The sequence below is a fragment of the Janthinobacterium sp. YR213 genome, assembly GCF_900099875.1.
Lineage (GTDB): Bacteria > Pseudomonadota > Gammaproteobacteria > Burkholderiales > Burkholderiaceae_D > Janthinobacterium > Janthinobacterium lividum.
The window spans coordinates 916,921-935,409 of the sequence record NZ_FNDA01000001.1; the positions used below are offsets into that span (position 1 = coordinate 916,921).

Consider the following 18,489-nt stretch of genomic DNA (forward strand, 5'->3'; position numbering starts at 1 on the left):
CTACAAGTGCCACAGCCGCAGCGGCAGCAGCCCCCACCAGGCCAGCACCAGCAGCAGCTGCAAGGCCGCCAGCAAGGCCACCCAATCCCATTTCGCCCACGAGCCCGCCTCGGCCGCCGTGCCGCGGCTGCGCCAGCAGCGCGCCAGGCCGAACGCCGTCGCCAGCGGCAGCGCGCCTGTCGCCAGTGCCAGCAGCACGCTGGCGATGGTGACGTCGCCCAGGCGCAGGTAGGACTGGAAATAGAAAAACGGCAGCGGCAAGAGCAGCGCCAGCAGCGACAGCAAGGGCGCGAACAGATGGTCGCCCCGTCCCAGGCTGCGCCGCGCAGCGCGCCACACGCCCACCACCAGCACATACAGCAAGCCGGCAGCACCCAGGGCCAGGCTGCCCCACAGCACCAGCATGCGCAGCATCGATGCGCGCTCATAGCTGCGCAAGCCGTCGCTGAGCACATGCTTGCCATCCTCTTGCATCAGCACGTGCGACGGCGTGCTGCGGTCGCTGGCGCGGAACAGCAAGCCGCCCACCGGTTCCAGTTCCTTCGGCTCGCCCTGGAACGGGATCAGGAACAGCGACTCGCCATCCCATTTCAGGCGCGTAAAGCCAAAGACGGCATCGACCCAGGCCATGCTGGCCATGGGGCTGGGCGACGGCACATACACGCCCTGCCAGTTTTCCACCGTGGGCGCGGGCGTGCCGCGCGGGGCCGGCGCGCGCAGCGGCAACTCCAGGTCGCGCAGCAGCAGGCGGTTGAAGCGTTCATAGTCGGCCTGCTCCGCATCCGTATTGAAGGCCACGAAGAAGGCGCTGTCCTGCTCCGGATAGATGCACAGCATGGCGCGGAAACCCACGGCCGTGCCAGGATGGCAGGCGCCCACCACATTGTGGCGGTCGCGCACGGCAAGCGCCAGGCCGTGGCCCGTTGCCAGGCCCGCCTGCGCCGCATCCGTACCGGCCGGTTCGGACAAGGCGCCCATCAGCGCCATGTCGATGAATTGCTTGTCCTGCAGCTTGCCGTCGCCCATGAGGAATTGCGCCAGCTTGCCCATGTCGGCCGCCGTGGTGGTAAATTGCGCGGCCGGACGCAGGTATTGGGGCACGGCCGGCTGCGCCACGCCATGCTCGAAGTGGCCCATGGCCAGGCGCGGGTCGGCATGCGCTCCCGCCTGCGTGCTCATTTGCGTGACGAAGGCAAACGTGCTGTCCACCATGCCCAGCGGCTGCAGCAGCTGCGCATCGAGGTAACGCTCGTACGGCTGGCCCGTGACTTTCTCGATCACCATGCCCAGCAAGCCATAGCCCATGTTCGAATACGCATAACGGCTGCCGGGCCGCGCGCGCACGCGCAGCAGATTGCGGCCGCCGTCAAACGCCTCGGCCAGCGGCATGTCCGGCGCCGGGTTCAGGCTGAACGCCTGCCAGAAGCGCACGTTATCGAGGCCGGACGTGTGCGCCAGCAGGTGGCGGATGCGCACAGGATCGCTGGCTTGCCACGGGTTTTTCAGCGCCAGTTCCGGCAGCACCTGCTGCAAGGGCGTGTCGAGCGTGAGCCGGTCTTCGCTGACCAGGCGCAAGATGCCCAGCGCCAGCGCCACCTTGCCCACGGAGCCCACCTGCATGCGCGTGTCCGCCTGCATGGGTATTTGCTTGGCAGCATCGCGCAAGCCGGACGCGCCAACTTTGACTGTTCCGTCGGGCAAAACTTCACTCCAGACAGCGCCCCCCAGGCCCTCTTCCTTCAAGCCGGCGGCAAACTCCGCTTCCAGGGGGGCGGCGGCGTGGGCCACGCTGGCGCACAGCAGCAAGGCCGGCAAGGCCTGGCGCAGCCATGACCTGGCGCGCGCGGCCAGGGTGGGATAGCGATCTCGTTTCAACAATGTATTCTGCCTTTTTGCATGGACTGCGCTCCCGTGCCGCTTTGCTTGTTACAATTAAAAATTGAGCAACGACGGGAGCTTTCATGTCACAAGATATTATTTTGGATACCCAACTCCAGCAGACCAAGAACCTGGCCTGGTGGTTGTACCTGATACATGGCGCCAGCTTTGTGTTTTCGCTGGGCGCGTTTTCCTTCATTCCGCTCATCATCAATTATGTGAAGCGGGACGAGGCGGCCGGGACCTTCGTGCACAGCCATCACAGCTGGATGATCCGTTCCTTCTGGTGGTATGCGGCCTGGATCGTCGTCGGCGCCATCCTGTGGATCACGCTGATCGGCATTCCGCTGGCACTCATCGTGTGGGGCGTGGCCTGGCTGTGGAAAGCCTACCGCTTGCTGCGCGGCTTCCTCGACCTGAACAACAACAAGCCCGTGCCCATGTAAAAGGTGCTTCGCGGCAAGCCAACGGCTTGCCGCTGCCTACATCGCCGCGAACGCCCGTTCGATATCGGCGATCAGATCCTGCGGATCTTCCAGTCCCACGTTCAGGCGCACCAGCTGGCCCGGCAACTTCCAACCCTTGCGCATGGCCGCGATGCGGTACGGCATCACCAGACTGTTTGCGCCACCCCAGCTGTAGCCAATCTTGAACAACTGCAAGGCATCGACGAAGCGGTCCGTCTGCGCCTCCGTGTAGCGGGCATCGAACAGCACGGAAAACAGGCCGCCCGCGCCCGTGAAGTCGCGCCGCCAGATGGCGTGGCCGGGGCAATCCTCGAAAGCCGGATGCAGCACCGTGGCAATTTCGCTACGTCCCTTGAGCCAGGCGGCCACCGTGCGCGCGCCCGCATCGTGGGCGTCGAAGCGCAGTTTCATGGTGGGCAAGCCGCGCAGCAGCAGGTAGGCGTCGTCCGCCCCCACGCCCATGCCCAGACGCATGTGCGCCTGCGCCAGGCGGTCGTGCAGCGCCCGCTCGCGCGTGATGAGCGCGCCCATCAGCACATCGGAGCCGCCCGACTGGTATTTCGTCAGCGCCTGCATGATGATGTCCACGCCCAGCTCAAAGCCGCGCAGGGCCAGGCCGGCCGACCAGGTGTTGTCCAACGCTACCAGCACGCCGCGCGCGTGGGCGGCCGCGCAGATGGCGGGCAAGTCCGGCACTTCCATCGTCACGGAACCGGGCGCTTCCGTCCAGATGAGCTTGGTATTCTCCTGGATCAAGCCGGCGATGCCGGCGCCGATGAGCGGATCGTAATAGCGGGCCGTGATGCCGAAGTCCTGCGACAGCCAGCGTCCCAGTTCGCGGTTCGGGTTGTAGATATTTTCCGGCAACAAGACGTCGTCGCCCGTTTTCAGCAGGGCAAAGTCCGCCATGGCGATGGCCGCCAGGCCCGACGGCGCCAGCAGGCAATATTTGCCCCCTTCGATCTCGGCCAGCCGCGCTTCCAGCGTGAAGGTGGTGGGTGTGCCGTGCAAGCCGTAGGTATAGGCATTCTTCTCTTTCCAGTCGCCCGAGCGCATGGCCGCCACATCCTTGAACAGCACGGTCGATGCGTGATGGATGGCGTTGGGAAACGCGGCAAAGCCTTGCGGCGCCTGGTAATCGCTGTGGATCAGCGCGGTTTGCGGAGATTTGGGTGTGGTCATGGTGTCGGCAAATAAAAAAAGGCGGATCAGCAATTGCCGTTCCGCCTTGATTGTAAGGGCTTTGCTCAGAAACCGCCGTACAACTGGCGTCAGGCGCATGGTGAATGAAAGAATAAATCCGATAGTGGCTTAATATTCATCATGTATTATTTGCATGCTTTATTTTTAATATTTTGAATTTATACACTTCAATCTGAAGGGATATCCCATGTTGAGAAATGCAGTACTGGCTTGCGCCCTGGCCGCGGCCACGACGACGGCGCTGGCCGCTCCGGCCACGCCTTACCTGGTCAATTTTTCCTATACCGGTTTTTATGATGACTTGAACGGCGGCGCATGGAACCCCGACTTGCGACTGGAAGGAAGCTTTAATGTCAACAATGCCAATGGCGACAATATCATCACGAAAAACGAAGCCTACAACCTGGTGTTCAATGGACAGAACTACTACCACGACTGCAACAATGGCAATATCTACATGCGCTGCGGCGTCAATGTACTGGAGTATTCGGCTGAAGGCGGCTTGAAGATTTCAGCGTATTTCGCCGGCAGCTATCCCGATACCATCGATTTTGGCACCTTGAAGACGGGCGACTCTTTCGCCTACACCTATTACCATCCTTTCGATCCCGGTTCGAACAGCATCCGCGTACGCTGGTCGCCCGACACCAGGCTGACGATGAGTCCCGTGCTGCTCCCCGTATCCGAACCTGAAACCTATGCCATGCTGATGCTGGGCCTGGCCGGTATCAGCTGGATGCGGCGCCGGCGCCGCGCCATTTAAAACACGAAAAAAAGAGGGACCGCCAACTGGCGATCCCTCTTTGCAGAACAACATCAACGCGATCGGTCAACCAAGACAGCGTTACTCTGCAGCACCCCACAGGTCATGCGCATCTGCGGACGTAATTGTGACATCGACGAACTGGCCGACCGCTAGCTTGCGGTGCGGCTCGAATGGCGGCTTCACATACACGACGCCATCGATTTCCGGCGCGTCGGCGGACGAGCGGCCCACGCCGCCGGAGCGGGTGACTTCATCGATCAGCACGCGCACGGTCTTGCCGACCTTGGCTTGCAGGCGTTTTTTCGAGATTTCTTCCTGCAGCAGCATCACGCGGCCGCGGCGCTCTTCGCGCAGCTCTTCCGGCACGGGGTTGGCGATGGCGTTGGCGGTCGCGCCTTCGACAGGCGAATAGGCGAAGCAGCCGAGGCGGTCGATCTGCGCTTCCTTGAGGAAGTCCAGCAAGTACTCGAATTCCGCTTCCGTTTCGCCTGGGAAACCGGCGATGAAGGTCGAGCGGATCGTCAGGTCCGGGTTGATCGCGCGCCAGGCCTGGATGCGGTCGAGGTTTTTCTCGCCGCTGGCCGGACGCTTCATGCGTTTCAACACGTCAGGATGCGCATGCTGCATCGGAATGTCGAGGTAAGGCAGGATGTGGCCGCCGCTCATCATCGGGATGATCTGGTCCACGTGCGGGTATGGATACACATAGTGCAGGCGCACCCAGGCGCCGTAAGACTTGGCCAGTTCGCCCAGCGCTTCCGTCAGCTGCGTCATGTGGGTTTTCACGGGACGGCCGTTCCAGAAGCCGGAACGGAATTTCACGTCCACGCCATACGCGGAGGTGTCTTGCGAAATGACCAGCAATTCCTTGACGCCGGCCTTGAACAAGTTTTCCGCTTCGATCATCAGTTCGCCGATCGGACGCGAGACGAGGTCGCCGCGCATCGATGGGATGATGCAGAAACTGCAGCGGTGATTGCAGCCTTCGGAAATTTTCAGGTAGGCATAGTGCTTCGGCGTCAGCTTGACGCCTTGCGGCGGCACCAGGTCGAGGAATGGCGCGTGCGGTTTCGGCAGGTGAAAGTGGACGGAATCCATCACTTCGGCCAGCGCGTGCGGGCCCGTGACGGACAGCACTTTCGGGTGCACCTTCATAATGATGTCGTCGCCGGCAGCATCTTTCTTGGCACCCAGGCAACCGGTCACGATCACTTTGCCGTTTTCAGCCAGCGCTTCGCCGATGGCGTCGAGCGACTCTTGCACGGCAGCATCGATAAAACCGCAGGTATTGACGATCACCAGATCGGCGCCAGCGTAGGATTTCGCCGTTTCGTAGCCTTCGGCGCGCAGTTGGGTCAGGATTTGTTCGGAGTCGACCAGCGCTTTCGGGCAGCCGAGCGAGACAAAGCCCACTTTCGGCGCCGCACCTGGCATGGCCAGCATGGCCTCGGGCTGGGCGGAAGGAACGGGAATACGGTGAATTTCAGACATAGTTGGCAGCTAGAAAATGGTGAGGCGAATCGGCTATTGTACCCCGAGCCGCCCCTTGCTGTCAGCGCGGACTCCTTTTGCTGGCGCATCTGCAACGCTTCCACCGCAACTATGTTCCGGTCACTGCCATCAGGTCAGTGCTTGAAGCAGGTTCCGCCACGCATCACCGGTATCAAGAAATTAAAAAATAATGCCACAAAGAAACTAATGACTGGCATATAATTGTTTTTTAAAAAACTAAATGAGTCCCATGTCTTTTTCCATTTCCAATCTGAAAGCGCGGCGCCTGGCTGTCGCGGCTTGCGGTTTGAGCGCATTGCTGCTGAACGGCTGCGCCGTCAACACCTCGGTGGTTGATCCACTGAAAATGCAAGCACAATCGGGAGAAACCCCGGTGGCGGTCAGCATCACATCGAATACCAAAGATATTTACGGTTTCAATATGATCAAGTTACGCCGTGTCGTGGCGGGGGAGCAGCGCAGTGATTTCAAGCTGGTTTCCGAAAACCTGGTGATGAAAAAGGTCGAGAGCGCGATGGCAGGCGATACGTCCCTGTTCCTTGGCGCCCTGCCGCCTGGCGAGTATGAGTTTGTCGAATTGATCGATACCCGTGCCAACAAGCTCTTGCATGTGTACTCGACCATCGTGGGAAGCTTCAAGATCGAAGCGGGCAAATCGACGGATCTGGGCCGGCTGATTGTGACACGCGGCAATTACGGCGTGCAATACGGCCGTAGCGCCCAGGTGGCATCGAATGCGGAATTGATCCGGCGCTTTGCCCCTGACTACAACGCCATGTTCGGCGCTGCTGCGGCTCCTGGCTGGAGCACGCCACGCCACGCCCAGGACGATGTCGAGCAATTTGCCCGCGCCCACCCGGCTGGGGCCGAGTGCACCACCGAAATGCCCGATGGCCGGGTGGCTGCCGCCAGCCGCATGGGTGCCGTCCTGATGCGCTCGACGCAAGGGCTATGGAGCATCCTCAATGCGCCATCGGTTGAGTCTCTGTCCTGCGTGTTTCCTGTCGACCTGCCCAATGCCGAATTGATTGCGGTAGGCGAATCCGGTTCCCTGCTCCGCAAGGCGCGTGACAGTGAGCAGCTGTCACCTGTCGATACAGGCAACCTACCGCCCGGCAATCTGCTGCGCATCGGGGGCACCCCCAGGGATGGCTGGTACCTGATGCATCGCAAGGGAGACGAGTTGAACATTTTCCATGCGAACCAGCTGGACGCTGGCGACTGGCGATCCGTGTACCACGCCACCTTGCCCGGATCCTGGCTGCATGGCCCGGGCTTGCTCTGGACGTGGCAAGACGCGGGCCGCATCGGCTATGCGCTGGAAAGCGGCTTGATCGGCGAACTCGATTACAGCACGGGCAAGTTGACCGAACGCTTTAGTCCGCACAAGAAAAACCTGACGCAATTTACCCATCAACCGAATGGGACGGAAAGCGTTCTGGTAGCGGCTGGCTTGGCAGGAAGATTTCCCGACGCCTATATTTCACGGGATCGCGGCCAGAACTGGAAGACGATCGTTTCGCCGTTCAAAGTCCTGATGTCGCCCGTGGCGCCGCTCAATGACGGCAGATTGCTGATGGAAGCGGGCATGTATAACGAGGGCGCACTGCTGGTCAGCAGCGACGATGGTCAAACCTGGGGGCCGTATGCACCATATACATTGCGTCAGACGCCAATGATTTTCCCTTCCGGCCTTGCGCTCAATATCCAGGAAGATTTCAAGGGTCGCGTCAGCATTTACAGTTCCATGGACAATGGCAAAACATGGAAGCTCGAGCATTCAAACCAGGACCTGCTCTCCACGCTGCAACAACTGAAGCAATAGCATGCAGCATCGGCAGCCGCCGGCATGACATCCGCAAAGCACAACGGCACAGGAACTCCTGTGCCGTTGTGCGACGTAAAAACCGGATCAACTTATTTTTTGTCCGTCGGCGGCACTGGCGGCACAAACGGGAACGTGCCGAACAGATTCTTGCTCTGGCTCTGCATCTGTTCCTGCATCTGCACGAACAGGCTCTTGCTCTGGTCGATGTAGTTGTTCATCATGCCTTGCATCATCGGGCCCTGGACATTCATGAACTGGGTCCACATTTCCGGGCTGAATGGCTTGCCTTCGAAACTGCCGGCCGACGTGCCCGTGAATTTGTGCTGGATATCGGTGAACGCTTGCACGTTCTTTTCCAGGTAGGATCCCATCATGCCCTGCATGGCGTGGCCATAGTAGCGGATGATCTGCGACAGCACGCTGCTCGAGAACATGGGCGCGCCGTTCGCTTCCTCTTCCAAAATGATTTGCAACAAGATGCTGCGCGTCAAATCTTCATTGGACTTGGCATCGACGACGGTAAACACCTCATTGTCCAACACCAGCTGCTTGACGTCCGTCAAGGTGATGTAGGAACTGGTTTGCGTGTCATACAGACGGCGGTTGGGATATTTTTTAATCAGGCGGTCTATACTTTTTTTTGCACTACTCATCACAAGTTCCACTTATTGCGCCGCAGCGCATACTGAGTTAATCCGAAAAAAAAGCGAACGTGGGTCCGCTTTCGCACCTGCCTACGTTTTCCATTATAGAGTGGAAAACGGCTCCATTGCACATCAGGGTAGTAGATTCCCGCATTTATTGCAACGCAACTAAAAGTAGATTCTTGACAAGACCGGAGATTACGCCGGTCTTGCCAGGCCAGAAGCTTTTGTAAACTAGTCCGCCCTGACTTTAACATACCGCCCCGGCGCCGGCTCGATTGCCGCGTGGCGTTTGTTGCCCGGCTTGCCAGGCGCCTTCACCTGCGTGCCGCCGTGTTCGGCCAGGAAGGCCGCCCATTCAGGCCACCAGCTGCCCACGTGCTCTGTCGCGCCTTCCATCCACTGCTCGGCAGTCAAGGGCTTGGCTTTCGCCGTGCGGACGCCTTTGCCTGCGTCATTGCTCCAGTAGCTGCGTTTTTTCTTCGAGGCAGGATTGATCACGCCGGCGATGTGGCCCGAAGCGCCGAGGATGAAGCGGTTGGCTTTCGGTTTTTTCGGGTTCAGCACAGCCGTGCTGGCATACGCCGCGCCCCAGGGCACGATATGGTCTTCGCGCGAACCGTAGATGAAAGCGGGCGCGTCGATACTGCTCAAGTCGACCTTTTCCCCCGCCACCGTCAGCTTGCCCGGCACTTTCAGGCTGTTTTCCAGGTAAGTGTTGCGCAGATACCAGCAGAACATGGGGCCAGGCAAGCCGGTGCCATCGCCATTCCAGTACAGCAAGTCAAACGCGGGCGGCTCCTTGCCCTTCAGGTAATTCGACTGCACGTAGTTCCACACGAGGTCGTTCGGCCGCAAACTCGAGAAGGTACTGCCCAGGTCGCGGCCCGACATCAGGCCGCCCTTGGCCAGGGTTTGCTCGCGCAGCGCCACTTGCGGCTCATCGATAAAGACGTCGAGCGCGCCCGTGTCGCAGAAATCGAGGAAGGTGGTCAACAGGGTCAGGCTGGCGGCCGGATTCTCGCCCCGCGCCTTGAGCACGGCCAGCGCCGTCGAGACGATGGTGCCGCCGACGCAAAAGCCAAACATGTTGAGCTTTTCTTGGCCGGAAATATCCTGCGTGACCCGGATCGCTTCGATCACGCCTTGCTCGACGTAATCGTCCCACGTCAGGTGCTGCATGCTCATGTCCGGATTGCGCCAGGACATCAGGAACACGGTATTGCCCTGCTCCACCGCATAGCGCACGAGCGAGTTTTCCGGCTGCAAGTCAAGGATATAGAATTTATTGATGCATGGCGGCACCATCAGCAACGGCCGCTGGTGTACCGTGGGGGTGCTTGGCGTGTACTGGATCAGCTGGAACAAGGCATTTTCAAACACCACCGTGCCCGGCGTGGTGGCCACGTTGCGGCCCACTTCAAAGGCCGATTCGTCGGACTGCGAAATGCGGCCCTTGCCCATATCGGCCAGCATATTGCTCAAGCCCTTGGCCAGGCTTTCGCCCTTGGTCTCGATCAGGGTTTGCTGGGCGTCGGGATTGGTGGCAAGAAAGTTGGCGGGCGACATGGCGTCGACGATTTGCTGCACGGCAAACGCAATCTTTTGCTTCTGGTGCGGCGTCGCTTCCACGGCATCGGCCATGGCGCTGAGAAACTCCGCGTTCAGCAAATAGGCTGCCGCATTGAAGGCCGACAGGGGACTGGCGTGCCAGGCGGGCGCGGAGAAACGGCGGTCTTTCAATTCCGGCGCCTTGCCGGCCATAAAGTCAGCCCACAAGCCCGTCAGCTTGGCCACGTAGGCATTTTTCAGTTGCTCGATCGCTTCCGGCTTGATGCTGGCGCCCGCATCCTGCAAAATGCCGGCAATCGGATTGCCCTGGGGCTGCGGTACCATGTTGAACCACGTCTTCCACTGTTCAGGATTGCTGATCTGCGCCATCCATTCCTTGGTCATCATTTGAGGATCGGGCATGTTCATAGCTATATAAATCCATTCAAGAATTGATAAATAATTACTTCCGGGCCACCTGCATGCAAACTCTTACTAATTGGCAATACCAATGATGCTCATGACCGCTGTTGCCTGGATCTATGTCGTCGGCCTCATGGCGCTGACGGAACCGTCCATCGTCGCCGGGGTGATGACCTTCGTGCTGTACTGCGTCATCCCGCTGTCCATCCTATTCTATCTGACGGGCTCAAGGAGACGCAAACGCAAGGCGGCGCGCATCGCGGAACTGCATGCCCGCGCACTGGCCTCAGCAGACGATAAAACAAAAACGGCAGACACATAAGTGTCTGCCGTGCAGATTATTTGCGCCAGATCAAGCTGGCCTGTCGTCCCGTGACGCCATCGCGCCGGTACGAGTAAAACTGCGCCGCATCGCTGACGGTGCAATATTCCCCGCCCGCCACTTGCGCCACGCCATCGCGCAGCAGCATGGTGCGCGCCAGCGCATAGATGTCGGCCAGGTACTTGTCCGGCTTGCCAGCGATGGCGACGAAGGCGGAGCTCAATACTTGCCGCTCGACATCATCTCGCGCGCCGTCGCGGAACGCTTGCAACACGTCGTGTCCCACTTCGAATTGCTGCGGACCAATCGCCGGCCCCAGCCAGGCAAGGATATCCGTCGCGCCCTGCGCGCGCATGCTGTCCACCGTGCGCTGCAAGACGCCGTTGGCCAAGCCGCGCCAGCCCGCATGGGCCGCGCCGACCACCATACCATCCGTCGAGCAAAACAGCACCGGCAGGCAATCAGCCGTCATCACGACGCACACGGCGCCAAGCTGCGCTGCTACGCTGGCGTCGGCATCGGGCACGCAACCGTCCAGCTTCCCGGCATCGGCCACGGCCACGCCATGCACCTGCGACAGCCAGGCCGGCTGCGCTGGCAAGACGGTCGCCAGCCGCGCGCGGTTGGCCAGCACGTGCGCAGGATCATCGCCCACGTGCGTGCCCAGGTTCAAGCCGCCACCGCCCTGCCCGTCACCATACGGACCCTGGCTGACGCCGCCCGCGCGCACGGTCGCCAGCGCGCCCACGTTCGCGGGCAAGCCTGGCCAATGGGGAGTGATATAAGGCAAGGCAGCCGTCATCAGACCTGTTCCGGCTCGGGAATGCCGGCGGTGGCGATCAGCTGAGCGAAATCATCGGCCAGCGGCACGATCCACTCGCACGCTTCCAGGGTGCCCGGATGCACGAGGCCCAGGCGACGCGCCTGCAGTGCCTGGCGCGAGAAGACGGACACCAGGTGCTGCTTGCCGTACACGTAGTCACCGACCAGCGCAAAGCCCAGGTGCTGCATGTGCACGCGGATCTGGTGCGTGCGGCCTGTTTCCAGGCGGCATTGCATCAGGCTCACAGGACGGCGATCGAGTTCGCCGCTGCCGATCAATTCATAGTGCGTGATGGCAGGCTTGGCGGTGAAATTCTCCGAGACAGCCATCTTGACGCGGTCGCGCGGGTGGCGCGCGATGGACGCATCGATGGTGCCCGCCATTTTCGGCGTGCCCCACACGAGCGCGAAATACTCGCGCTTGACGGTGCGCGCCTGCAACTGGCGCACCAGGTCCGTTTGCGAGGCCAGCGTCTTGCCGACGACCATCAGGCCGCTCGTATCCTTGTCCAGGCGGTGCACGATGCCGGCGCGCGGCACGCCTGCCAGCTGCGGACAGTGGTGCAGCAAGCCGTTGAGCAAGGTGCCCGACCAGTTGCCAGGGCCCGGATGGACGACCAGTCCGGCCGGTTTGTTGATGACGATGATATGCTCATCTTCGTGCACGATGTTCAATTCCATCGCTTCCGGCTTAAAAGCCTCGTCTTCCGGCGCGCTTTGCGGCAGAATGACGATCTTCTCGTCGCCATAGGCGGTCATGTTGCGTTTGGCAACTTTTCCATCGACGGTCACGAAACCGGCTTCCAGCCACAATTGCAAGCGGCTGCGCGAGTATTGCGGCACCAGCTGGGCGATGACTTTATCGAGGCGGTGGCCGCAGGCGTCCGGCGTCAGTTCCAATGTAATCGGGGCCATTTCCTCGAAGACGTCGTCGGCGGCAAAATCGCCGTCAAACGCCTCTTCGGCAGCATGGTCAGAAAGGGAGTCAAACGCGGGGTCAGCCAAATTAGGCTTCGGAGTTAATATCACAGCATTCCCATCGGCTATAATCAGCCTATTGTAAAATCTTGGTTAAAACCTTCTTGCAAAACGTCATGCAAAAAAAATTATCGTTGGTAGTCGCTTCAGTCGTTCTGCTCGGCATGTCCGCTTGCAGCTTGTTGCCTGAAAAAGTGGATGAGACCAAAAACTGGTCCGTTACGAAATTATACTCGGAGGCGCGTGAAGAAATGGCCGGGCAGCACTATGAAGCTGCAATCGGCCTGTTCCAGAAGCTGGAGGCTAACTATCCTTTCGGCAACTATGCTCTGCAAGCGCAGATGGAGATCGCTTACGCGTATTATAAGTCGGGAGACCAGGCGCAGGCACTGGCTGCCGTCGAACGCTTCATCAAGTTGCATCCGAACCACGCCAATGTAGACTATATGTACTACTTGCGTGGCCTGATCAGCTTTAACGACCAGATCAGCTTCCTGAACTTCCTGTACGAGCAAGACCCGACCGAGCGCGACCCGAAAGCTACGCGCGAAGCGTTTGCGGCCTTCAAGCAACTGGTCGACAAGTTCCCAAATAGTAAATATGCGCCCGATTCGCTGGCCCGCATGAACTATTTGATCGATGCCATGGCGAAATACGAAGTGCACGTGGCGCGCTATTACTTCCGCCGCGGCGCCTACCTGGCCGCCGCCAACCGCGCGCAAACGACGGTCAGCGACTTCCGTGCCTCGCCGGCCATCGAAGAAGCGCTGTTCATCATGTACCGCTCGTATGACAAGCTGGGCTTGACCGACTTGCGCGACGATGCCTTGCGCGTGCTGACCAAGAACTACCCGAACACGGCATTCCTCAGCCCGGAAGGGGTGAACAAGGAACGCAAATGGTGGAAATTCTGGCAGTAAGCTGCAATAAAAAACCGGGCTAGCCCGGTTTTTTTACTTATTCGCCAACCTTGCGCCGGAACACCCAGCTCGTATCGTTCGACGCTTCCGGCACGAAACCATAGCCATCGACATCGAATTGCTTCAGCTGCTGCGGGTCGCGGATCTGGTTGACTGCCGCATAGCGGGCTAGCATGCCGCGCGCGCGCTTGGCGTAGAACGAGATGATTTTATACTTGCCGTTCTTCCAGTCCTCGAACACGGGCGCGATGACGGGCACGTCCAGCTGGCGCGGCTTGACGGATTTAAAATATTCTTCGGAAGCGAGATTGACCAGCACTTTTGCCCCCTGCTCCCTGGCCGTGCGGTTCAGTCCATTGGTGATGGTGTCGCCCCAGAACGCGTACAGATCCTTGCCGCGCGCGGTCGACAGGCGCGTGCCCATTTCCAGGCGGTGCGGGTGGATCAGGTCCAGCGGGCGCAGCAAGCCGTACAGGCCCGACAGGATGCGCACGCGCGACTGGGCATAGTCGAGCTGGGCCGGCTGCAGGCTGCGGGCCTCGAAACCGGCATACACGTCGCCATTGAAAGCCATGATGGCCTGGCGCGCTTCCGCCAGCTTGGGCGTCCAGGAAGCGTAGCGGGCCACGTTCAAGGCGGACAAGGCGTCGGAAATGCCCATCAGGCTGCCCACTTCGGCAGGCGAGAACTGGCGCATGCGCTCGATCAGCTGGGCGGAATGGTCGAGAAAATCGGGGGTGCTGTGCAACGAGGTTGTTGGCGGCGTCTCCAGGTCGAGACTCTTGGCGGGCGAAAGCACGATCAACATAAATTATCACTACAGAATAGAATTGCCGACATGATACCTGCTCCACAAAAACTCGTCCTCGACACCAACGTTTGCCTCGACCTGTTCGTCTTCAACGACCCGCGCTGGGCCACCCTGCTGGCGGCCATGGAAAGCGGCGCCGTGCACGCCATCACGCGCGAAGATTGCCGCGCGGAATATCTGGTCGTGTTGCACTACAAGCATCTGCCGCTCGATGAAGCCAGCCGCGCCGTTGCCGCCGCCCGCTTCGACGCGCATATCAGCGTGGTGGCGCCGCCCGTCTCCGGCGTGCGCCTGCCCGTCTGCACGGACAAGGATGACCAGAAATTCCTCGAACTGGCGCGCGACGCCAACGCCGACATCCTCATCACCAAGGACAAGGCCCTGCTGAAACTGGCCCGCAAGACGGCCAAGGCCGGCATGTTCAAGATCATGGTGCCGGAAGGCTGGGCATTGCCAGGCTGAGGCGCCAAAGCCCAACACGCAACGGGGCGCGCTGCGCTAGAATGGGAAACGATTCCACTTTCCGCACCGCGACCCTACCGTTCATGAACAGCCCGTCCCTGCCCTACCCGACTCCCGCCCTGACCACCCGCCTGCCTCTCGTGGGTACCACCGTGTTTACCCGCATGTCCAGCCTGGCGGCCCAGCACGGCGCCGTCAACCTGGGCCAGGGCTTTCCCGATTTCGATTGCGCCCCAGAACTGGTCGACCTCGTCAGCGACGCCATGCGCGCCGGCCATAACCAGTATCCGATGATGACGGGCGCCGCCCCCCTGCGCGAAGCCATTGCCGCGAAGATCGCCAGCCTGTACGGCCACAGCTATGACGCAGGCACGGAAATCACCGTCACGGCCGGCGCCACGCAGGCGCTCACCACGGCCATCCTGTGCTGCGTGCACCCGGGCGATGAAGTCATCGTCATCGAACCGGCCTACGACAGCTATCTGCCCGCCATCGCGCTGGCCGGCGGCGTGCCCGTGCTGGTGTCGATGCAGGTGGGCGAAGAGGGCTACAGCGTGCCGTGGGACAAGCTGGCCGCCGCCGTCAGCAGCAAGACGCGTTTGATCATCATCAACACGCCGCACAATCCGACGGGCACGATTTTGCGCCCTGCCGATGTGGCCGCGCTGGCCGACATCGTGCGCGGCACGCAAATTTTGATCCTGTCCGACGAAGTCTACGAGCACATGGTGTACGACGGCGTGCCGCATGCGTCGCTCTCGCGCAACCCGGAACTGGCGGCGCGCAGCTTCATCGTTTCCAGCTTTGGCAAGACGTATCACGTGACGGGCTGGAAGGTCGGCTATGTGGCGGCCCCGGCCGCCTTGACGGCGGAATTTCGCAAGGTGCACCAGTACAACGTCTTTACCGTCAACACGCCGATGCAGCACGGCTTGGCCGCCTACATGGCGGACCCGCAGCCCTACCTGGACTTGCCCGCGTTTTACCAGCGCAAACGCGACCTGTTCCGCGATGGCCTGGCGGGCAGCCGCTTCAGCCTGCTGCCGGCCGACGGCACGTATTTCCAGTGCGTGCGCTACGATGCTATTTCGCAAGAGACCGAAGCGCAGTTCGCCGAATGGCTGACGGCGGAAATCAAGGTGGCCGCCATTCCCGTGTCCGCGTTTTATGCGCAGGGCAAGGAATCGGGCATCGTGCGCTTCTGCTTTGCCAAGAAAGACGAGACCTTGCGCCTGGCGCTGGAGCGCCTGCGCAGCATTTAATGTAAATACGGCACTGCTGCGCTGCGGCGCAGAGAATGACTGAGGAACAACAACATGGTACAGCGTCGCATCGGCCCGGCCGACCTGGTTCCCGGCGAACCCCTGCCCTGGGATCTGTTTCTCGCCGACCATAGTGCCGGCCCGCAACTGCGCAAGGGGCAGATCATCACGGATGGCGCACAGCTGGGGCGGCTAATGCAGCTGGGCCTGTATGTGGGCACGCCGGATCAGCCTTCCGTCTTGCGCCTGCTCAACGAGGCGGCGCAGCGCCTGGAACGCTTGCTGTTGGCCTTGCGCAGCGAAAACAATGCCGAGCGCGACGTGCGCGACATCGCCCGCGAACTGCTGCGCGCGCTGGAACACGATGCCGATATCGCCCTGGCCAGCATCCTGCTCAACCAGATCGCCGGCAGCTACGCCGTGCGCCACTGCATCGAAACGGCCTTGCTGGCCATGCTGGTGGGCCGCAGCATGCACAAGTCCCACGATGAACTGCTGTTGATCGGCGCGGCCGCGCTGACGATGAACGTGGGCATGCTGCGCCACCACGACAGTTTCCAGGACCGGCGCGGCCCCCTGAATGACGACGAAATGCGCATCGTGCGCCAGCATCCGCAGGAAAGCGCGGAATTGCTGCGCTGCGCCGGCGTCGATGACGAGGAATGGCTGAGTTGCGTGCTCCTGCACCACGAAAACGACGATGGCAGCGGCTACCCGCAGGGGCGTACGGCCGATGAAATCCTGCAAAATGCCAAGCTGATCGGCCTGGCCGACCGCTATTGCGCCCGCGTCTCGGCGCGCAACTACCGCCGCTCCATCGTGCCCGACCAGGCGCTGCAGCATATCTTCCTCGACCAGGGCGTGCCCATCGACGCGCTGCTGGGCGAACAGTTCGTCAACTTGCTGGGCAAGTATCCGCCCGGCACCCTGGTGCGGCTGCGCAGCGGCGAGCTGGGAGTGGTGACGCAACGGGGCGCCGGCCACGTGCATCCGCTCAGCGACCCACTGGGCGCGCCGCTGGCCCCGGCCGAGCTGGCACAACTGTCTCCCCGCGACACGGCCGACAGCCGCTACGCCATCGTGTCGTCACTGCACGAAGACGATGCCGGCCTGCATTTCAGCATGCGGCATGTGTGGGGGGACGAGGCGAGGTTGTAGGCTGGCCGGGCAACGCCGGGCGCCAGGCACGGGGACTTCACGGTTTCGGCGGGCGGATGCCCGTGTACTGTGCGCTGACCAGCAGCCATTGCTTGTCGACAAGCCGGGCGACATAACCGGCGCGCAGGGCGAAGCTGCGGGCAGCCCCGTCCTGGTTGAGACGGTAGGACAGGCGCGCCGAGATGAGCGCCGTATCGCCAAACAGACGCACCACCGGTTCATCGACCTGGAGCTGTGGACTCGGCCGCTTCTGCTCCGGCGCATAGAAAGCGAGCATTTTTTCACGCCCGTCCACCTCGCCTACCGGCGATATTTCCACATAATTCTCCGCCGTGATGGCGTTCAAGGCCACTTGATCAAAGTTACTCTGCGCCTGCGCATGGCGCTGCACCAAGGCGACCAGTTCGGCATCGGCGGGAGCCGCGTGCGCGCTGCCGATCACGCCCAAGGCGCCCAGCAAACAAGTGGAGAGGACATGTGGAAGGGTCAATTTCATGCGTATTCATCCTGATCGAGGTCATTGAGAAGCATCCGTTGATTACTGCGGCACCGCCGGTATCGGACACTCGCTTGCGGGCAACTCATCATGGAGAAGCCCAGCGTATGCTATCCCCTTGCCCTTTTCTCGCGCCGGCCATTGCGACAAAGCGCTTGAATCGGGGGTTGAAACGCCATTTCGCCGGCCCGGGATGCGCATGGCGATGCCTTCAGATACGCCCGCAAGCCATGCCTCAGTTCGCGCCCGCAGGAGCGTCCAGCAACTTCTGTTGCAGATCAAGGTTAAGCGCCCACTGCTCTTCCACCGGAATGGCGCGCCGCGAGCTGGTCTTGAGGGAACCTTCTTGCGTCCACAGAAATGGATAAAAATTCAGGCAGAGTTCGCCGGGCAAGGGCAATTCGTCAAAGTCCTGCGCATCGCCGGGCTGCCGGCCGTAAAACTGCCGCAACTGGCGAGTAAAAGCCCATTCGACGAACGCCGTGTAGCCGATCTCCAGCGCTTCCCATGCCAGTGTCTCGGGCGCGAGGTAATACAGCTTGCCCTGGTCGGCCCCGAGCGCGCCGCCGTTGATGGCAAAAAAGCCGCCGAGCACGTCGTCGGCCACCAACAGAAAGCCCTCGGCCTTTCCTTCGTTCCACGTAACAATGTTCCGGCCCAGCTTGTCATGGCCGGACCCCAATATCCGTAGCCAGCCGTCATCCACCAGGATGCCGCCGGTTTCGTAGGCGATCGCGCCGAGGGGTGAACGCGTGGTGACTTGCAGGCTCAGCAGCACATCTTCCCTGCCGGCCGAGGGCGGCAGCAATTCCACCGGGATGTCGGCCTCGCTGGCCCATTGCCTGATCAGCGGAAACGCCGGGTCTTCACTATCCAATAATTCATTCAATGTACGCATGTCAGCTGACCTTATCGATGACCGCTTCCGGCGGTCGGAGTATGCATGGCGGCGCTGGCACTGTCTGGCGGGCGGCGCCCTGCACCCT

18 protein-coding genes are annotated in these 18,489 nt (G+C 61.1%); 8 read left to right on the forward strand and 10 right to left on the reverse strand.

The window, feature by feature from the left end; all coding sequences use genetic code 11:
- Entirely contained in the window at positions 1-1,875 is a 1,875-nt protein-coding gene (locus BLT98_RS04065; protein WP_170846283.1) for a serine hydrolase domain-containing protein, read from the reverse strand.
- Between the two features lie 86 nt (positions 1,876-1,961).
- Here BLT98_RS04065 and BLT98_RS04070 point away from each other — a divergent pair, with 86 nt between their 5' ends.
- Entirely contained in the window at positions 1,962-2,324 is a 363-nt protein-coding gene (locus BLT98_RS04070) for a DUF4870 family protein (RefSeq protein WP_070256844.1), read from the forward strand.
- Between the two features lie 36 nt (positions 2,325-2,360).
- On the opposite strand, the gene BLT98_RS04075 is transcribed toward BLT98_RS04070, so the two are convergent.
- Complete coding sequence (locus tag BLT98_RS04075; protein ID WP_092606878.1) at positions 2,361-3,527, reverse strand: cystathionine beta-lyase; 1,167 nt, start codon at positions 3,525-3,527, stop codon at positions 2,361-2,363.
- 208 nt (positions 3,528-3,735) lie between these two features.
- Between BLT98_RS04075 and BLT98_RS04080 the strand changes: the two genes are divergently transcribed.
- Positions 3,736-4,311: a PEP-CTERM sorting domain-containing protein gene (locus BLT98_RS04080; RefSeq protein ID WP_092605448.1), complete on the forward strand. Its 576-nt coding sequence runs from the start codon at positions 3,736-3,738 to the stop codon at positions 4,309-4,311.
- A gap of 81 nt (positions 4,312-4,392) precedes the next feature.
- Here BLT98_RS04080 and rimO read toward each other — a convergent pair whose 3' ends face one another.
- The gene (rimO, locus tag BLT98_RS04085) at positions 4,393-5,748 is read right to left on the reverse strand and encodes a 30S ribosomal protein S12 methylthiotransferase RimO (RefSeq protein ID WP_170846336.1); all 1,356 of its coding nucleotides are present in this window, start codon (positions 5,746-5,748) and stop codon (positions 4,393-4,395) included.
- 373 nt (positions 5,749-6,121) lie between these two features.
- Between rimO and BLT98_RS04090 the strand changes: the two genes are divergently transcribed.
- Complete coding sequence (locus BLT98_RS04090; RefSeq protein ID WP_139179055.1) at positions 6,122-7,651, forward strand: hypothetical protein; 1,530 nt, start codon at positions 6,122-6,124, stop codon at positions 7,649-7,651.
- A gap of 92 nt (positions 7,652-7,743) precedes the next feature.
- Here BLT98_RS04090 and phaR read toward each other — a convergent pair whose 3' ends face one another.
- Both phaR and phaC read right to left on the reverse strand, forming a co-directional pair.
- Entirely contained in the window at positions 7,744-8,307 is a 564-nt protein-coding gene (gene phaR / locus BLT98_RS04095; RefSeq protein ID WP_010399000.1) for a polyhydroxyalkanoate synthesis repressor PhaR, read from the reverse strand.
- A 225-nt stretch (positions 8,308-8,532) separates the two neighbouring features.
- Entirely contained in the window at positions 8,533-10,278 is a 1,746-nt protein-coding gene (gene phaC / locus BLT98_RS04100; RefSeq protein ID WP_170846284.1) for a class I poly(R)-hydroxyalkanoic acid synthase, read from the reverse strand.
- 82 nt (positions 10,279-10,360) lie between these two features.
- Between phaC and BLT98_RS04105 the strand changes: the two genes are divergently transcribed.
- Complete coding sequence (locus BLT98_RS04105; protein WP_244517377.1) at positions 10,361-10,594, forward strand: hypothetical protein; 234 nt, start codon at positions 10,361-10,363, stop codon at positions 10,592-10,594.
- Positions 10,595-10,610: 16 nt separating this feature from the next.
- Here the strand turns inward: BLT98_RS04105 and pgeF are convergent, their stop codons facing one another.
- Both pgeF and BLT98_RS04115 read right to left on the reverse strand, forming a co-directional pair.
- Positions 10,611-11,396, reverse strand: coding sequence for a peptidoglycan editing factor PgeF (gene pgeF, locus BLT98_RS04110; protein ID WP_092605454.1), 786 nt, complete (start codon positions 11,394-11,396; stop codon positions 10,611-10,613).
- Positions 11,396-12,421 (reverse strand): RluA family pseudouridine synthase, encoded by a 1,026-nt coding sequence (locus BLT98_RS04115; RefSeq protein WP_034781141.1) that lies wholly within the window; start codon positions 12,419-12,421, stop codon positions 11,396-11,398. The genes pgeF and BLT98_RS04115 overlap by 1 nt, the downstream gene beginning before the upstream one ends.
- Positions 12,422-12,510: 89 nt before the next feature.
- Between BLT98_RS04115 and BLT98_RS04120 the strand changes: the two genes are divergently transcribed.
- Positions 12,511-13,314, forward strand: a complete 804-nt coding sequence (locus BLT98_RS04120; RefSeq protein WP_034781139.1) for an outer membrane protein assembly factor BamD — start codon at positions 12,511-12,513, stop codon at positions 13,312-13,314.
- 37 nt (positions 13,315-13,351) lie between these two features.
- Here BLT98_RS04120 and yaaA read toward each other — a convergent pair whose 3' ends face one another.
- A complete protein-coding gene (yaaA, locus tag BLT98_RS04125) occupies positions 13,352-14,122 on the reverse strand; it encodes a peroxide stress protein YaaA (protein ID WP_070281999.1) in 771 nt (256 codons plus the stop codon).
- Positions 14,123-14,152: 30 nt separating this feature from the next.
- Here yaaA and BLT98_RS04130 point away from each other — a divergent pair, with 30 nt between their 5' ends.
- The 3 genes from BLT98_RS04130 to BLT98_RS04140 all read left to right on the forward strand — a co-directional run bounded on the left by BLT98_RS04130 (position 14,153) and on the right by BLT98_RS04140 (position 17,007).
- A complete protein-coding gene (locus BLT98_RS04130; protein WP_092605456.1) occupies positions 14,153-14,587 on the forward strand; it encodes a putative toxin-antitoxin system toxin component, PIN family in 435 nt (144 codons plus the stop codon).
- An 83-nt stretch (positions 14,588-14,670) separates the two neighbouring features.
- Positions 14,671-15,849, forward strand: a complete 1,179-nt coding sequence (locus BLT98_RS04135) for a pyridoxal phosphate-dependent aminotransferase (RefSeq protein WP_092605458.1) — start codon at positions 14,671-14,673, stop codon at positions 15,847-15,849.
- A 54-nt stretch (positions 15,850-15,903) separates the two neighbouring features.
- Positions 15,904-17,007: an HD-GYP domain-containing protein gene (locus BLT98_RS04140; RefSeq protein WP_034781130.1), complete on the forward strand. Its 1,104-nt coding sequence runs from the start codon at positions 15,904-15,906 to the stop codon at positions 17,005-17,007.
- Positions 17,008-17,044: 37 nt separating this feature from the next.
- Here BLT98_RS04140 and BLT98_RS04145 read toward each other — a convergent pair whose 3' ends face one another.
- Both BLT98_RS04145 and BLT98_RS04150 read right to left on the reverse strand, forming a co-directional pair.
- On the reverse strand, positions 17,045-17,503 hold the full coding sequence (locus BLT98_RS04145) for a nuclear transport factor 2 family protein (protein ID WP_081345643.1): 459 nt from the start codon (positions 17,501-17,503) through the stop codon (positions 17,045-17,047).
- A 235-nt stretch (positions 17,504-17,738) separates the two neighbouring features.
- The gene (locus BLT98_RS04150; protein ID WP_092605460.1) at positions 17,739-18,401 is read right to left on the reverse strand and encodes a DUF2625 family protein; all 663 of its coding nucleotides are present in this window, start codon (positions 18,399-18,401) and stop codon (positions 17,739-17,741) included.
- Between the last annotated feature and the right edge of the window lie 88 nt (positions 18,402-18,489).

Bases quoted from the DNA above. Each gene is read 5' to 3' on its own strand.
- BLT98_RS04080 (WP_092605448.1), top strand. From the start codon at position 3,736: ATGTTGAGAAATGCAGTACTGGCTTGCGCCCTGGCCGCGGCCACGACG.
- BLT98_RS04150 (WP_092605460.1), bottom strand. From the start codon at position 18,401: ATGCGTACATTGAATGAATTATTGGATAGTGAAGACCCGGCGTTTCCG.
- BLT98_RS04135 (WP_092605458.1), top strand. From the start codon at position 14,671: ATGAACAGCCCGTCCCTGCCCTACCCGACTCCCGCCCTGACCACCCGC.
- pgeF (WP_092605454.1), bottom strand. From the start codon at position 11,396: ATGACGGCTGCCTTGCCTTATATCACTCCCCATTGGCCAGGCTTGCCC.
- BLT98_RS04105 (WP_244517377.1), top strand. From the start codon at position 10,361: ATGATGCTCATGACCGCTGTTGCCTGGATCTATGTCGTCGGCCTCATG.
- BLT98_RS04145 (WP_081345643.1), bottom strand. From the start codon at position 17,503: ATGAAATTGACCCTTCCACATGTCCTCTCCACTTGTTTGCTGGGCGCC.
- rimO (WP_170846336.1), bottom strand. From the start codon at position 5,748: ATGCCAGGTGCGGCGCCGAAAGTGGGCTTTGTCTCGCTCGGCTGCCCG.
- BLT98_RS04075 (WP_092606878.1), bottom strand. From the start codon at position 3,527: ATGACCACACCCAAATCTCCGCAAACCGCGCTGATCCACAGCGATTAC.
- BLT98_RS04120 (WP_034781139.1), top strand. From the start codon at position 12,511: ATGCAAAAAAAATTATCGTTGGTAGTCGCTTCAGTCGTTCTGCTCGGC.
- BLT98_RS04130 (WP_092605456.1), top strand. From the start codon at position 14,153: ATGATACCTGCTCCACAAAAACTCGTCCTCGACACCAACGTTTGCCTC.
- BLT98_RS04140 (WP_034781130.1), top strand. From the start codon at position 15,904: ATGGTACAGCGTCGCATCGGCCCGGCCGACCTGGTTCCCGGCGAACCC.
- yaaA (WP_070281999.1), bottom strand. From the start codon at position 14,122: ATGTTGATCGTGCTTTCGCCCGCCAAGAGTCTCGACCTGGAGACGCCG.
- phaC (WP_170846284.1), bottom strand. From the start codon at position 10,278: ATGAACATGCCCGATCCTCAAATGATGACCAAGGAATGGATGGCGCAG.
- phaR (WP_010399000.1), bottom strand. From the start codon at position 8,307: ATGAGTAGTGCAAAAAAAAGTATAGACCGCCTGATTAAAAAATATCCC.
- BLT98_RS04070 (WP_070256844.1), top strand. From the start codon at position 1,962: ATGTCACAAGATATTATTTTGGATACCCAACTCCAGCAGACCAAGAAC.